Genomic DNA, 14,385 nt, shown 5'->3' with positions numbered 1-14,385 from the left:
TATGAACCTTCGAGGCTTCCTGAGCCAGCCGCACCGTTTCAGGTGGGGCGGGGTGAATGGCGACGACTGCATGACGTTTGCGGCATCGTGGGCGCTCTGCCTCGTCGACGTGGACCCCGCAGAGGACTTGCGCGGCACCTACAGCACAAAAGCCGAAGCGCACGCCATTCTTGCGGCCCACAACGGCGCGCTGGCTTTCATGAGCGTGAAGCTGGAGCCGATAGGCGCACGCCGCGTTCAGCAGCCTCAGGACGGGGATATTGGCCTTGTGAGAATGCTTGCCGGTGAAACCTATGACGATGTGAGGGAAACGGAGGTCGGTGCGATCCGTTTCGGGTCTTTCTGGGCATCGATTGCTCCTGCCGGCGTTGTCGCGCAGCGCGCAGAGATGGTTGCTGCATGGAGACTGCCTGCATGATGCGGTTTGATCTGGCGCAGCATCGCGGCCTCTATGAAAACCTGTCAAGCGAGGACATCGAGCTTCAGGTCCGCGCTATGGACCGTCGGCAGTTCAATACGGCGCTCGAGACGAGCACGGCGCATTACGACCCGATCTTCACGCCGATCTTCGTTAGCCTTGGCTTCGGTTCCTTCTCGATCGCTGGAATTTCAGGTGCCGTCATCGCGTCGGCTATCGCCACGACAGCCCTATCGATAGGTCTGCAATATCTCCTTGCGCCTAAGCCTCCCAAGCCCGATGACGGCAAGCAGCCTATTACCCAGGCCATTCCCTATCGGCAGTGGATTGTCGGCCGCCGGCGTGTCGCTGGAGCATTAATGCTCTGGGAGGCAAAAGGATCGAAGCTATATGCAGTCCAGGCGATCGCCGGTCACCGCATCAATGCGATTACAAAGCGATGGCTCCACGACGATGTTGTGACGGTGGATGGGAGCGGAACCGTCCAGCCACTTGCTGATGGTCGGTACGCCGCGAACCGAATTCAGCTTGATCATCGTCTTGGACTGCCCACCGAAACCCCGTACGCGCCTATCGTTGCCGATCTTTCGGCTGACGACGTATGGACGAACAACCACCGCGGCGATGGTCAGGCGTCTCTATCGTTGGTCGCCAAGACGCCGATCGCCAAAGACTTCACCAAGCGTTTTCCTTACGGCGTGCCGAAATACTCGGTCGAGGTGGAGGGAGCCCTTGTCTGGGACTATCGGATCAGCGCAGATCCGTCCCATCCAGGGGCGTGGGTTTTTTCGCGGAACTCCGCGCTGATCATGGCCTGGCATCAGTGCTTCAGCGAGTTCGGGCACCGTCGTGATTATCGGCGCGCCATCCTTCCCCTAATCGACATGTGGGAAGAGGAGGCCGACGTTTGTGAGGAGGACGTGGCCCTCAAAGGTGGCGGCACGGAAAAGCGCTACCTCTGCGACGGTTTTGCCACGGCTGAGCACGACCCAAAGGTCGGCACGAATGCGATCCTAGCAACGTGCGACGGGTGGCTTTGTGAGCGGGGCGATGGAGCGCTTCTGTTTGTAGTGGGCAAGTTCCGCGAGAAATACTGCGGCGTTCTGAAAGACCGTGATATCACCGGCTACCAGCTTCAGCATGACGTTCTCTTCAAGGACGAGTGCAACCGCCTCATCCCGAAGATCACCTATCCCGCCACTGATTACACGACCACCGACACTGACTTTTTTGAGGATACGGCAGCGCAGCTCACTGCCGGCCGGGTTCTGGCCCAGGAGGCCGACTACGGCTGGTGCACGCAATGGCGGCAGGGCCGCCGGCTTGGCATCCGTGATTGGCGGCGCTTTCAAGAGAAGATGAAGGGGGCTCTGGATGTCAGGCTCTCGGGTGTCAACGCTGTTTACAAGCGCTGGAACAGGCTCGAAACACCACTCGGATGGCCGGCCATGAACGGCGTGGTCATCGAGAACCGCCGCTCCGTCCTCGCGTTGGCCAAGGGCGGCTTTACGATCGATTTCGTAAAGCACCCCGAAAACATAGACGCCTGGAGCCCGGCAACCGATGAGGGGCAGGCACCCCCGATTCCGCCGAAGCCCGCGATCGCCAATATTCCGACGCCTGACATCAGTTCCGTCGTAGCCAAGGCGAAGAGCGGCGGCGTCTATCTTGCCGTCTCGATCGTCGATCCTGACCACGACGACCTCTCCTTGGCCGTGCGGTATCGCATTAAGGACACTGGATCTGGCTCCCCTGGTGAATGGGTTGAGCAGGTTTTCAACGACGTTGCTGCGTCAGATGGCTTTATCAAAGTCAGCACTGTCCCGGTTCCGCCCGATGAGCTTCTCGAAACTGAAGCAGCCTACATCAGCGCACGGGGCAAATACGGAAATTGGTCGAGCGCATTCGAGGTCTTTTCGACGGCCGACCCGGTGGCGCCAGGCGTAGTCACCGCCGTCAGTGCGACGGGTGGCGTCGGCCAAGCAACGTTCAATTGGAAGACACCGAACAGCACGAACTATGCCGGCGCTAGGCTGTACTGGAACACCGTCAACACGTTCGGCACGGCCACACAAGTAACGCCGCCCGAGTACGGTTCGCCCAACAAGAACGATAGCCGAATCATCACCGGAATTTCCGCTGGAACTCGCTACGGCTGGATCGCTGCGTTCAATAACTCCGGTGTTGCGGCCTCGCCGGTCGCCACTGGCTCTTTCATCGTCTCATAACAACGACGTGCCCTCAAAACATGTTGTCGCATACCGCCCCTGGCCGACCGCCGGGCGATTTCTCGTGGAGATTTGAATGCCTTTCTCGCGCAATACTGATCTGATCTATGCAGACGGCCCGGCTCAGGATCCGCACGAGCCGCCGAAGCCCGACATCCGCATTGTGATGAAGGAAATCGAGGCTGCTATCGATGCATATTCCTCTGGCGCTGGCTCGGTCGCAAAGCAGACGCTTGCACAGTTGAACGCGGACCTAGTGAAGGCGGCGGACACTATGGCGTGGGTCTATGCCGACCCTGTCGTTGCAAACAACGGGATCTACCGGAAGATCGGCGGTTCCGGTACCGGTTCTTGGACGCGTATTCTGCCATTGCCGTACAGCTTTATCGTTGCAAGCGATGTGGGGGCCGGGACGGCGAACAGCATTCAGGCAACGACCAGTATTCCTGTATCGGATAACGCCCTGATCTGGATGAACATCTTTGAGAGCAACACGGCAACTCCGGTCACCGTAGCGTTCAACGGCGGCGTGCCGTTGACGATCAAGTCGAACAGCGGCGAAGACATCGGACCCGATGGTCTCATCGCTGGTATGACCCTTCTGGGCGTGATTTCCGGACCAAACTTCCGTCTGTTCTCGGATGAAGCAATTGCAGCCCAGATTTTCGCGGCCAGAGACGCCGCGATTGAGGCGCGGGACATCGCTGCAGGTTATGCGTCGGATGCCGTCAGTCAGGGCAACGTGCCGATCTACGCCACCGTCGCTGGGATGTCGGCTATAACCGTTCCGATCGGCATCAACATTATCCGCTTGAATGGCTATTGGGCCGCAGATGATAAGGGTGGCGCCAAATACCGAAGGGTAGGCTCTGAGCCGGCGTTGGCCGGAAAATTCCAGAGTGCTGGTGGCGTTTGGTGGGAAATCGATGAGAGCGAGCCCAATCCCCGCATGTTTGGCGCCAAGGGTGACGGCGCAACTGTCGATACGGCAGCGTTTTTTGCTGCCCAGGCGCGGGTTGCATCCGTCCCGGTTCCTGCGGGCGTTTACGTGGTCGATGGTCTCGCAATCGACGTGACCCGCTTCAGGGGTAGTGAAGATGCTATCCTGCTGTACACGAACGGGCAGCGAATGGCGCTTTGCAATCCCGGCAATGCGGATCGTCTTGAGCAAATCTACATACAGGAGATTAAGGCGGCGCCGGGGGCCACGTTAACGGCGCCGACAACTGCGCAAGGTCTCGGTATTTGCGAGGGGGTGGCCTATATGTCCCAGAATGTGGACACAACTGGAGGGTCATGGTCTGCCACTTCGGTGACTCGAATTTCCTCTTTTCCGGTAAGTCGTGCGGTGAGCGACACGGTTGATCTCACGATCTCCGGCGGAGGGACGGCACCCACAGCTGTCGTTGATCTTACTCTTCTCGGACACGGAGCCGGAGCAAGCGTCATCCGCGAGGGGGGCGATTTGTGGCTTTATAGCACGGTATCGTGCCCACCGGGCGATGCCGTTGCGGAAGGCTTGGCCTGCAACTACGGGCGCGGCTTCACGAAAACCAAATGGCGGGGCAGCTTGACTAGTCAAGCGGACGTGGTGGCATATCGGGGCTTGAAGGACGTGTATTCTGCTGAAGTATGCGTGTCGTCAGATGGCAAGTATCTCGTTTTTGCGGGCTATCGATATCTAGCGGTGCAGCGTGATGCGGCTTACGTTGGCGCGGTTCCCCACGTCACCGTCTACGATAGACTCGTGGTAGAGAGTGCAGGCGACATTACCTCCCTTGATCCCGTCTACTCGTTCGATATCCCATATCTTCAGGGCATGGGCGATTCCGTCGGGTCGTTGGCTGGCGTATTCTGCGATGGCAAGATCATTTACATTCTTAACGGTGGCGCCCAAATCGTCGGCGCGCGGTCCGTCATCATGATGTCGATGGACGGAGCGGTGATCAAGGGTGTCATATGTGGCGGTTTTGCGAGCACGCACCGCAACCAGTTTCGCAAGGGGCAAAGCGGCAAGCTTGGCTTTGAGTTTGAGTGCGAGGGGCTGGCACTCCACAACGACATGCTGGTCACGGTCTCAAAATTTAACGTCGCCACCCCACACAAAGTTGTGTCGTACCGAGGCAAGAACGCACTTCCTACCAAGGCTGTCGCGGCAGGGGTCCCACCTACCCAGATCGGATTCTGGGCACGCACAGAAGCACCGGCAACTGAAGCGTGGAATAGCGCCCTTACTTACAATGCTGTCACAGGGGTGATCCATCATAAGTTCCTGACCGCCCTCGTGCCGGCCGACCGCTACGATCGCCCCCATGGCCTTGCTGATGGGCTGTATGACGACCAACAAGCGCCAGCATATAACGGTTTGTACGGCGACGACCTAGGGTATGTGGTTTACACGCACTTCTGCGTTGGACAATACGATCGCAACACTGATACCGTTTGGCCGATTTTCGAGCGGCGGAGCACTGGAGACGGTCGTCTCTACGACACCGACCAGATGAAAAGCGGAACGGCTTGGGATACAACCAGCTTCTTCGCTCGGGAGAGCTACGACTATGACGGAGGATTGACCCTATCCGGCGGTCCTTCCGTTGGGAAGGCGGCAACTCTCGAACTCGGGAACGATCGCAATACGGGCTCGGGCGACCGGTACGCGACGTTGTGGGCCGCTGGTGTCCGTAAGATGCTCTGGGGCGCAACGACGCTCACCTACTCGACGTTCAGCCCCAACGCCACGGCAACCCTCGATCTCGGGACAACTGGTGCTCGGTTCAACAACATCTACTTGAGCAACAACCCTAACGTTTCCTCCGACGCTAACCTCAAACAGGACATTGAACGAGCCGACGATGTTGAGGAAGGCGCGCTCCTCAGGGTGGCACGCCGCCTGGCGAAGGCCGGCGTAGTGAAGCGCTACAAGATCAAAACCGATGTCGTCGCCAACGGCGTGAAAGAAGCCGCGTGGCAAGTCGGTGTGATCGCACAGGAAATTGTCGAGCACTTTGAGGCGGAAGGGTTGGACCCCGAAGACTACGACGTCGTGTCGTACAACACGTGGGATGCGCAGGAGGAAGAAGTTGACCGAGAGACTGGTGAAGTCCTTCATCCGGCGAGGGAGGCGGGAGGGGCGCACAGCGTCAACTATGCGCAACTCGAAATGCTCTTGCTCAGCGTCGTAATGAAGGATTTGTACAGGACTAATCCTTGATGAATCTGTATCCGGCGGTTGAAATGGACACCTTTGCGAAAGTCTTCGGCCGCCGGGCGATTTCGCCCTTTGCCTCTTTGCCCATTAGTTGATCCACAAATGCGCCGGGGTGTTCATAGGGGAGCCCGACCAGCGAGTTGGCGTCGAATTCCCACCAGCGGCTCTTTTTAAGGGCTTCAATAACCCCCAGATCGGCAAAGCGAAAACGCTTCTTTTTCGCGGGGAGCCCCATGACGATCGAGTATGGCTCCACGTCATTGAGGACGATAGCGCCTGCTCCGATAACCGCTCCGTCGCCTATGTTCACACCTTGGCGGATAATCACATTGCCGCCGATCCAGACGTCGTTCCCAATCGTCACTTTACCCATTGGCTTAGGCTTTGTGCCGCCGTGCCACGCAGTTCGCAGAGGGGCGAGTTCCTTCTCGCGGGGCGTGAAGGCAAACTGATCGGCAAAATAAAAAGCTGGCGATGTACTAACCCAGTCGGTTGGGTGCTCGGTCTCACCGATCATGACATTCGGGCCAATGCTGGTGTAGCGGCCGATGCTCTTCACCGCTCGCACTATACCCCCACGGATGTAGGAGTAGGCGCCCATCTCAAAAGACGTTGCGAGGAACAGAGGCAGATTGTTTAGCCGGCACGGAGTCTCAAATCTGATGATCTGTTCTTTTCTGACGCGCAAGATTTCGGGAGCGACGTGCAGTCCCTGTTTTGCAAGCTCTCTGTAGTTTGGGGATGCGGCTGGCTGAGGGGTGACTTTTGCCTTGGAAGTAGCCGCCTCCGGTATGGAAGCGGCGGTCAGTGCGTCCATCTCATCCAGAGCTTGATCTGCCTCTACCAGATCGCCACGTTCGATGGCATCATTTGCTTTGCGGGCAAGGTTCTGATGTCCCTCGAGTAGGTCAGCTATCCAGCCAATCCCTGCCTCTCGAGCTGCATCTAGTGCCTTTTTTCTATCCGTCATGTTCCACCCCTGTGCAATCAGCTTAGCAGTCGTCCTAGCTGAGGGGCCGGGAACCATCAAGGGTCAGAGCCCTAAGCTTTCTTCAATCCAGGAAATCAATCATGAACCGTAGCGCATTTTATGCGCCGGTGCGCCAGCGTTCGCCCAGCGTTTAATCTCTGCTGCCCAGCCCAAAAGGACACCATCATGAACCGCTCCATCCCCAATGGTGCGGCGGTCCTCCTCGCCTTCATCCGCCGTACGGAAGTGAGCAGGGACGATCGCGCATCATATGACGTCATCTATGCCAACCGGCAGGATCGTCTACCGAAGCCCCTCACATCGATGACCTATGGCGACATCATCGACGCCCAGCGCAAATGGTCAAAGAACCATGGCTCCAGTGCGGCCGGCGCTTACCAATTTATGAGGGCGACCCTGATCGATCTTGCGAAGGAGAACCCCTCCATCAGTGGGACTGACGTGTTTACGCCGGAGCTTCAAGACCAACTCGGGTATGCGCTCCTTCTCCGCCGCGGCTACGAGCTGTTCGTCTCTGGCAAGATCGACCGCACTGAGTTTGGGAAGCGCCTCGCGCAGGAGTGGGCATCGTTTCCGGTCCTCGCTGCCACGAAGGGCAGTACGCGAGACCTCAAGCGCGGGCAGAGCTTTTATGCTGGTGACGGCCTGAATAAAGCGCTGGTCTCGCCAGAGAAGGTCGAACGCATCCTGAACGAGGTCAGGATCGCAGGCAACCTTGCGGTCACGAAAGAGAAGGCGCCCGCCGCCATCGTGGTCGAAAAGCCGGTGGTGGCCGATCCGGGTGAGCTCGAGCAGTCGCCCATGAAGTCCAAGACGGTTTGGCAGTGGATCATCACGACCATTCTCGTGCCGGTGCTGGCCGTGTTCCAGGATTGGCGCGTCCAGCTTGCCATCGTCGTCATCGTGGCGCTGTTCGCTGCGTATGCGATCAAGCGACGGTTCGATCTCGCCAGGGCCGTAAAGGACCTTAGGCTGGGGATCGGCGAATGATCGGTCTCTTCGACGCTCTTAAGGTTGGCGCGGGGGCGATCCTTGGCGCAGCCCTCTTCTTTGGGCCGGCATATCTTTACGGGAAGTCGGCCGGCAGGGCAGAAACGATAGCCGCCGCCTCCGCCGAAGCTATCAACCGCATTCAGGAACTGGAGAAGAACAATGCGAGTTTCCGCACTCTACCGTCTCGCGACCGCTGCCTTGTGCTTATGCGTGATAGCGGGTTGCCAGACACGGAATGCGATTAACGGCAGTGGCTATCAGCTTGTGAGGTTCACCGACCCGCAAGCCGCTCGCCTTGTCGCCGGTGACGCGACCGCAGGACCAGCCATCGCCTCCAACAATATGCAATGCCGCAAAGACGCAGGATGCCGCAAATGAGCCCGCCGGAAGTTGATGCAGCAGTCCACCGTCAGCTAGGGGAACTCGTCGCCGGCATGCACGGACTGCAGGATTCCATTCGCCGAATGGAAGAAGCCAGCAGACGGTCGGAGGATAAGTCAGAAGCCAGCCGGGCCGTTGTCCACCGTCGCCTTGACGAGGTGGTCGATCGCGTCGGGAAGGTGGAAACGTCCATTGTCACCGTTCAGGAAGACGTAACCGAGATGAAGCCTGTCACGGACGAAGTGCGTCGGTGGAAGCTCATGGGGATGGGGGCGCTTGGCGTGACCGGCCTTGCTGCAATGGCGCTAGGCGTGACGTTCAGCGAGGCGTTGAAGCGGATTGGCATGGTGATCATAGGGCGGGGATAGTGCGCCTTGACCGCATCGAGCGTCAGCGCCTCAGTGGCTCTCCCGGACAAAGACGTCCGCCTTGTCGGCGGCATCAAGAAAGGCCTGCCGCGCTTCGGTAGGCCTGACCTTCCCCTCCATGACAGCCAAGCACGTTCCAGATCTGACAACTCACCAGGCTGACACCCGATGGTCGGCCAGAACTCGATATGTCAATTTTAATAGCGGTGCGCCCCGACGGCATTCATAATTTGGAAACCCCACGCGATGGGTGGCTAGGAGACTCGTCCGATTAAATGGTCGCGGTCTGAAGACGTGTGGCTAGTGCAATCTTTAGATTGCGTCGAGCCGCCGCATTTCCCTGATAGATTGCCAGAAATAACCAATCATTAATTGTTGTTGCGGAAAATCGGAGTTGCATTTACCGTTCAAGTTGTGACTGGTTAAATTCGGGGGAATTGCCATGAATAAAGCTGCACGCGCCGTGCACACAGGAAAGATACCGCCGCCAACGCCGCTGGAAGATTTAGAATATGCCATGAGAATGCTGAAGGAGATCCACCCAAAGGTGGCATCGACCGACGCGCTCCTCGCCAACCTCGTGGATATGGCGATCTTGCAGGCGATTGATCTCCTCTCTGGGAGGGTGCCTATGCAAGCGAAAGCCCCTCCGCAGAATGGCACTATCTCGTACAAGCGGTAGAGGGCTCGCTGTCATCCAAGTCGCGGGCTGCATGGCAGCTTTCAAGGTCTGCAAGATTTTTGAGGTGCTGACGGAGTGCGTTCAAGCTTTCTCGCTCAGTCAGGCCTTGCCGCATATTTACGCGCGCTACACCAATGCTCATCCTGAGCTGTGCTTCATGCTTGCTGCGATGAGGCATTATTTGTCTGCCAATCGTTTTGCTGAGATTGTCTTACCTAGCGACATACTGCCGCATAAGTCAATGCGCTGGATTTAGTTGGGCGAACTGTTCGGGCATTAGAGCGAATTTACGATTGGCGCCGGCCGCTCGGTGAACCTCGAGCTATTGATGTCCCGGCTGACGCGATGCATCTGCATCTGACCATCGAGGTGATGCCCGAGGATGCCCCTGAGGTTTTCTGCCGGCGTTGCCGGGTTGAGCCAAGCATCAAAAACGCTCGGATCGAGGATGATCGGCATCCGGTCGTGGATTTGACTGATGGGCGCAATCGAGGGCGCGGTGATGATCGTGCAGCTGGTAATCGGCGTCGGTAGCCTGGTGTTATGCGCCCAGAGACCCGCAAAGGCGTACGGCGCGCCGCCCGGCATCTGGATGAGCCACGGATCCTTGCCGCCGTCTTCGGCCTTCGTCCATTCATAGAACCCGTCAGCCGGGATGAGACAGCGGCGAGCCTTGAACGCATCCCGGAAGGCCGGTGAGGTGTCCACCGTCTCGATGCGTGCATTGAACATCGCGGCCTTCGGCATTTCCTTCGCCCAATGCGGCACCAGCCACCAACGGCCATCGTCGACCGTCTGCGCGCCGTCGTCCTCCAGCCGCACGAAGGGCACGGTCTGCGTCGGCGCCACATTGAAGCGTGCCTCGGTGTTTCTCGACTTGATCTTGTCGGTAAGGCGGTAGAGCGCGACTAGATCGCGCCATGGCAACATCTGCGTAAAGCGTCCGCACATTCGTCAAATCCCGTAAAACAAGCGAATAAATGGAGCGGCGGCGCCGAGGATGGCGGCCAGGAGGAGAATGCCCAGCATGATCCACACTACCGCATCTTTCACCACGCCAACCCTCCCGCAAACCTCGGTGCTGAACTCCACCTGAGCTAAAGCCGGATCTTGCGAATGGAGACGGCCGTCTCCTCATCGCACTGCATGGCAAGGATGTGATGGTCCGCCAAGGAAGCGATTGCCACGCAGGCTTCGCCCTCATCCCATCCTGCCTGAATTGCTTTCCAGATCAACTCCTGAAACGCAGCCTCCAGCTCCTGCTCACAGAGCACGAATCTATCCTCGTTGCGTTCGTCAGATCGTGGTCCCCGAATTGCCATGGCCGCCTCCAAGGACGGAGATAGCGCGATGGCGCCGGCGGGCAAGGTGGGGCGCTATCTCGTGGAGCCCGGCTGCTGGTATGGGTAGTGCGGCCAACACCACCACCGCGGCACGACGGCCTTGGACGGCATGTAGCCGAAGCCGCCCCATTCGCTGCATCCCGGGTGCTCGCACAGGTGTTCGACGATACTGCCGGAGCCGGGCTGCTTTGTCTTGTTTTCATCTGCCATGTCAGCGGTGTAGGTGAGTCTCGACATGGCGTCACCTCGGAAGCTTGTAGAGGCTGATTTTGATTTCGCCCTTTGGCCGCTTGGCTTTCGCGCACTCTGTGCAAGACAGACGCTTAGCGATTGCTGTGAGCAAATCGGCCTGCCGGTTTTTCAGGCGTGGATGATAGCGATCGATATGATTGATGTTTCCGCATTCGCAGTGGGCGACGAGGCCGTACCATTGGGGGATATCGCCGAGTAGGATATTGTTCGGCTCCACCATGCCGGCGGCGTCGGGCACTTCGTTTGGCGCGACGACCGTTCGTACCACGAACTTCCCATTGCAATTCACCAGATACTTTCCGGGGTGCTTTTTGATCGCCTCAAGCCATGCATGGTGCGTGATCCCGTTCATGGATGAACGAAAACACGTCCCTATGTAGGCGCCGTCCTCACTCTCCCAAACTTGGATCTCATAGTTATCCTCGTCTGGAAGGCCCACTGGTTTCGCCTTGGGACCACCGAGCAAACCATTGCCTGCTTCCTTCGTTCGCGGCGGTGGCGTTTTCTTGTATTCCATGACGGTCCGCCATTATTCCCGGTCTACACTGGGAAGCCATCCCCGGGTAAACCCACGGCTTATGGCCCGACCTGAAAGTTCAATCTGCCCTCGCAGGTGCCGGCAATCTTCGATCAGCGTGGCGATCGTTGCCCGCGCGTCGCCGTCGTGCCAGGCAAGCGCTTCCTCAATCTCGTTGGTGTGTTCCGGCTGCTTTTGATTCGGGCGCACGTCGTCGTTCTCCTGTGTCTGGTGCCACAGTAGGCATCATCCCCTAGGTTTCGGATTGGCGCCGCATCGCCGGTTTGTTCTCAATATGTTCTGTGCGGCGAGAGAGTCAACCGACCGCGAAAAGAATCGTGAGGACGGGAGAGGGGAGAAAGTCGGGACGTCGAAATGGTCCGGGAATTTTCCGGGAACCGCGGTTCAAATTCCGGGACTTCGGTTCCGTTATGTTCTGGTATGGAGAATTTGGCGAGTTGGGGATTTTCGCCTGAACCGCTTGATATACAGCGGTTCCAATGGTCGGAATGGCGGGATTCGAACCCACGACCCCTTGACCCCCAGTCAAGTGCGCTACCGGGCTGCGCTACATTCCGGACCGACGAAACCCCTATAGTCTCGATCCCCTGGATGCAAGCCAAAAAAACAGCTTGATCGCAAATGTGGATAATTGTCTTCGGCCTCAGGCGATCAGCCCGCGGTACAGCGCTTCCGTCTCGCTGATCATACGGTCCAGGCCGTAGTCGTGGCTCCGGGCGAGGGCGGCTTGGGTATGGCGGGTGAGACGGTCGGGGTCGGCAAGGCGCAGCATCGCGGCGGCGAAGCGTTCGGGGTCGTCCTCGTTTTCCACCAGAACGCCGTTCTCGCCGTCCTTCAGCACCATGGAGGCGCCGCCGACATCGGTGAGGACCATCGGCTTGCCGGCGGCGGCGGCCTCCAGCATGACGTAGGACATCGCCTCGTAGCGACTCGGCATGGCCAGCACGTCGATGGCGGCCATCGCCTGCGGCCCCGTGAAGCGCGCGGTGAGGCAGATGCGGTCGGCAAAGCCGCTTGCCGCGATCTGGCGGCGGACGGCGTCTTCCGTTTCACCGGTGCCGACCATGAGAAGGTGCGCGTTCGGCACGCGGGCGGCGAGGCGCTGGAAGGCGGCAATCAGGCGTTCGGGGGCCTTCTGATGGCAGAGGCGGCCGACGAAGCCGAAGAGAAGGGCGTCGGCGGGAATGGTCAGCGCGCTGCGCACGGCCTCGCGCAGGTCCGCCGGCGGCGTCTTCACGCCGTTGACGACGATCGACAGCTTTTCGCGCGGCATGCCGAGCGCGCGGGCATGGGCGTATTCATCGGCGGAGACGCAGATGAGGCGGTCGGTGAGGGCGCGGGCGAGCAGTTTCTCGATCGAGCCATAGACCTTTCGGCCGAGATTGCCCAAGCCGGGGTCCATGGTGCGGAAGGCATGCGGCGTATAGACCCTTGCGACATGGCGGCCGGGCAGGCGCAGGCGCGAAAGCGCGCCGGCCTTCGACGAATGGCCGTGGATGATATCGAACGGCCCAGCCCGGCGCATGACGGCGCGCAGCGACCGCCAGGCGGCAAGGTCCGAGGGGCCGGGCGACCGCGCCATGGCGACGGAATGCACGCCGGCGAGATCGAGCGCCAGCAGTTCCTCCACGAAGCGCTCCTCGGCGCGGACAGGCGAATAGACGGCATGCACGACGTGGCCGCGCGCCTGCATGCCGCGGCACAGGTCGATGAAATGCCGGCCGGAGCCGCCACCGCTCGGCTCCAGCACCTGCATGAGACGCATCTGCCGCGGTGTTCTGTCCTGTGAGGTCGTCATGATGCGATCAGCCCGATCCGGTCTTTCTGTTGTGACGTTTTTCGAGCGCGATGCATCCCCAGAGCACGCCGATCTGCAGATAGGCGTGGCGCCAGTGGTCCGTGTCGATGACGAAGCCGATCGCCGTGTGTCCGACCACGGTGATGAAGGCAATCATTAGGTAGGGTTGCCAGGGCCGGTTGCGCAGCAGCAGTTTGAACCCCGCCCACAGGCTCCAGATGATGAGGGTTAAATAACAGGCGAAACCGAGCCAGCCATAGGTGGTCAGCGACTTCAGCCAGATATTGTGCTCGTCTTCGGGGAAGATCTTGCTGAAGGTCATGGGGCCGATGCCGAGCGGCTTTTCCATGGCCATCAGGAAGCCGATGCGGTGGCGGTCGAATCGGCCGAGATGGCCGCCGTCATATTCCTGCACGAGCTGGGTCCGGCTGGAGAACAGGTCGGAGACCTTGTCGAATTGCAGGGCGACGATCAGCGCGAGGATCATCAGGCCGGCAGCCGAAAGGCTGAGGACCAGAATTTTCAGGCGAAAGGCGCCCGTGCGCTCCTTCAAGAGCATGATGAAGACGAGGGCGACCACCGAGAACAGATAGAGCGCCCAGGCCGCGCGGGAAAAGGAGAGGAACAGGCCAAGTGCCAGAATGAGCAGGCCGATGATCTTCAGCGGTGCGCCGAGGATGCGGCCGGCCAGCAGGCCGTGCACGAGATAGAGCGAGGGGGCGACGAGGAAGGGGCCGAAAACGTTCGGGTCCTGGAAGGCGCCCTTGGCGCGGTCGTAGAGCGTAAACGCCTCGGCTCCGGGAAAGGCGTGGAAATAGCCGAGGATGCCGAGCAGCGACGTGATGATGGCGCTCGCCACCCAAGCGCGGAAGATCAGCTCCAGCCGCTCGTGCCTGGCCTCGATGATGGAGGCGAAGAAGATGCTGGACAACGCCAGAAACAGCGAGACGGCGATATACATCGGGCCGATCGAGAGATCGTCCAGCACGGTCAGCGACAGCATGCCGCCGACATTGAAGAGCAGGATGAGCACAACGAGCGGCGCGATATAGCGCGAGATGCGCAGGCCGACGATCGCCCAAAGGCCGATGAGGCCGGCCATAAAGACTTCATAGGGCGCCGGTTCGCTGATGACGAATCCCGAGAGAAACACGCCCACCGTGACCAGCATCGAGCCCACAATGC

General features: G+C 59.4%; 15 protein-coding genes and 1 tRNA gene. 8 read left to right on the top strand and 8 right to left on the bottom strand.

The window, feature by feature from the left end; translation table 11 throughout:
* The first annotated feature begins 1 nt into the window (after position 1).
* The 3 genes from ACOZK4_RS06210 (at position 2) to ACOZK4_RS06200 (ending at position 5,857) form a co-directional block, all read left to right on the top strand.
* Positions 2-418 (top strand): DUF6950 family protein, encoded by a 417-nt coding sequence (locus ACOZK4_RS06210; protein WP_421591074.1) that lies wholly within the window; start codon positions 2-4, stop codon positions 416-418.
* The gene (locus ACOZK4_RS06205) at positions 415-2,646 is read left to right on the top strand and encodes a hypothetical protein (protein WP_421591073.1); all 2,232 of its coding nucleotides are present in this window, start codon (positions 415-417) and stop codon (positions 2,644-2,646) included. The genes ACOZK4_RS06210 and ACOZK4_RS06205 overlap by 4 nt, the downstream gene beginning before the upstream one ends.
* Positions 2,647-2,722: 76 nt before the next feature.
* Complete coding sequence (locus ACOZK4_RS06200; RefSeq protein ID WP_421591071.1) at positions 2,723-5,857, top strand: tail fiber domain-containing protein; 3,135 nt, start codon at positions 2,723-2,725, stop codon at positions 5,855-5,857.
* On the opposite strand, the gene ACOZK4_RS06195 is transcribed toward ACOZK4_RS06200, so the two are convergent.
* The gene (locus tag ACOZK4_RS06195; RefSeq protein ID WP_421591069.1) at positions 5,847-6,824 is read right to left on the bottom strand and encodes a CatB-related O-acetyltransferase; all 978 of its coding nucleotides are present in this window, start codon (positions 6,822-6,824) and stop codon (positions 5,847-5,849) included. The genes ACOZK4_RS06200 and ACOZK4_RS06195 overlap by 11 nt on opposite strands.
* Before the next feature lie 186 nt (positions 6,825-7,010).
* Between ACOZK4_RS06195 and ACOZK4_RS06190 the strand changes: the two genes are divergently transcribed.
* The 3 genes from ACOZK4_RS06190 (at position 7,011) to ACOZK4_RS06180 (ending at position 8,587) form a co-directional block, all read left to right on the top strand.
* On the top strand, positions 7,011-7,835 hold the full coding sequence (locus ACOZK4_RS06190; RefSeq protein WP_421591068.1) for a hypothetical protein: 825 nt from the start codon (positions 7,011-7,013) through the stop codon (positions 7,833-7,835).
* The gene (locus ACOZK4_RS06185; protein ID WP_421591066.1) at positions 7,832-8,083 is read left to right on the top strand and encodes a hypothetical protein; all 252 of its coding nucleotides are present in this window, start codon (positions 7,832-7,834) and stop codon (positions 8,081-8,083) included. Before ACOZK4_RS06190 ends, ACOZK4_RS06185 begins: the two co-directional genes overlap by 4 nt.
* A 129-nt stretch (positions 8,084-8,212) precedes the next feature.
* Positions 8,213-8,587 (top strand): DUF1515 family protein, encoded by a 375-nt coding sequence (locus ACOZK4_RS06180; protein WP_421591065.1) that lies wholly within the window; start codon positions 8,213-8,215, stop codon positions 8,585-8,587.
* Between the two features lie 30 nt (positions 8,588-8,617).
* Here the strand turns inward: ACOZK4_RS06180 and ACOZK4_RS06175 are convergent, their stop codons facing one another.
* A complete protein-coding gene (locus tag ACOZK4_RS06175) occupies positions 8,618-8,716 on the bottom strand; it encodes a DUF982 domain-containing protein (RefSeq protein ID WP_421591064.1) in 99 nt (32 codons plus the stop codon).
* 313 nt (positions 8,717-9,029) lie between these two features.
* On the opposite strand from ACOZK4_RS06175, the gene ACOZK4_RS06170 reads away from it, so the two are divergent.
* Both ACOZK4_RS06170 and ACOZK4_RS06165 read left to right on the top strand, forming a co-directional pair.
* Positions 9,030-9,269 carry a hypothetical protein gene (locus ACOZK4_RS06170; RefSeq protein ID WP_421591062.1) on the top strand — a complete coding sequence of 80 codons (240 nt, stop codon included), beginning with the start codon at positions 9,030-9,032 and terminating at the stop codon, positions 9,267-9,269.
* A gap of 31 nt (positions 9,270-9,300) precedes the next feature.
* Positions 9,301-9,525, top strand: coding sequence for a hypothetical protein (locus tag ACOZK4_RS06165; protein ID WP_421591060.1), 225 nt, complete (start codon positions 9,301-9,303; stop codon positions 9,523-9,525).
* A gap of 20 nt (positions 9,526-9,545) precedes the next feature.
* On the opposite strand, the gene ACOZK4_RS06160 is transcribed toward ACOZK4_RS06165, so the two are convergent.
* The 6 genes from ACOZK4_RS06160 to ACOZK4_RS06135 all read right to left on the bottom strand — a co-directional run bounded on the left by ACOZK4_RS06160 (position 9,546) and on the right by ACOZK4_RS06135 (position 14,383).
* A complete protein-coding gene (locus ACOZK4_RS06160; RefSeq protein WP_421591059.1) occupies positions 9,546-10,220 on the bottom strand; it encodes an SOS response-associated peptidase in 675 nt (224 codons plus the stop codon).
* A 146-nt stretch (positions 10,221-10,366) separates the two neighbouring features.
* Complete coding sequence (locus tag ACOZK4_RS06155; RefSeq protein WP_421591057.1) at positions 10,367-10,591, bottom strand: hypothetical protein; 225 nt, start codon at positions 10,589-10,591, stop codon at positions 10,367-10,369.
* Between the two features lie 262 nt (positions 10,592-10,853).
* Positions 10,854-11,381 carry a hypothetical protein gene (locus ACOZK4_RS06150; protein ID WP_421591055.1) on the bottom strand — a complete coding sequence of 176 codons (528 nt, stop codon included), beginning with the start codon at positions 11,379-11,381 and terminating at the stop codon, positions 10,854-10,856.
* Positions 11,382-11,882: 501 nt separating this feature from the next.
* Positions 11,883-11,959: transfer RNA gene (locus ACOZK4_RS06145), tRNA-Pro, on the bottom strand.
* Positions 11,960-12,045: 86 nt separating this feature from the next.
* Positions 12,046-13,200: a glycosyltransferase gene (locus ACOZK4_RS06140; protein ID WP_421591054.1), complete on the bottom strand. Its 1,155-nt coding sequence runs from the start codon at positions 13,198-13,200 to the stop codon at positions 12,046-12,048.
* A 7-nt stretch (positions 13,201-13,207) separates the two neighbouring features.
* On the bottom strand, positions 13,208-14,383 hold the full coding sequence (locus tag ACOZK4_RS06135; RefSeq protein WP_421591052.1) for an O-antigen ligase family protein: 1,176 nt from the start codon (positions 14,381-14,383) through the stop codon (positions 13,208-13,210).
* Positions 14,384-14,385 lie beyond the last annotated feature (2 nt).

This window comes from Shinella sp. M27 (assembly GCF_049199905.1).
In the GTDB taxonomy this organism is placed as follows: domain Bacteria; phylum Pseudomonadota; class Alphaproteobacteria; order Rhizobiales; family Rhizobiaceae; genus Shinella.
The sequence above is the reverse complement of the archived record's forward strand: the minus strand, read 5'-3'. Positions and strand labels throughout refer to the sequence as shown.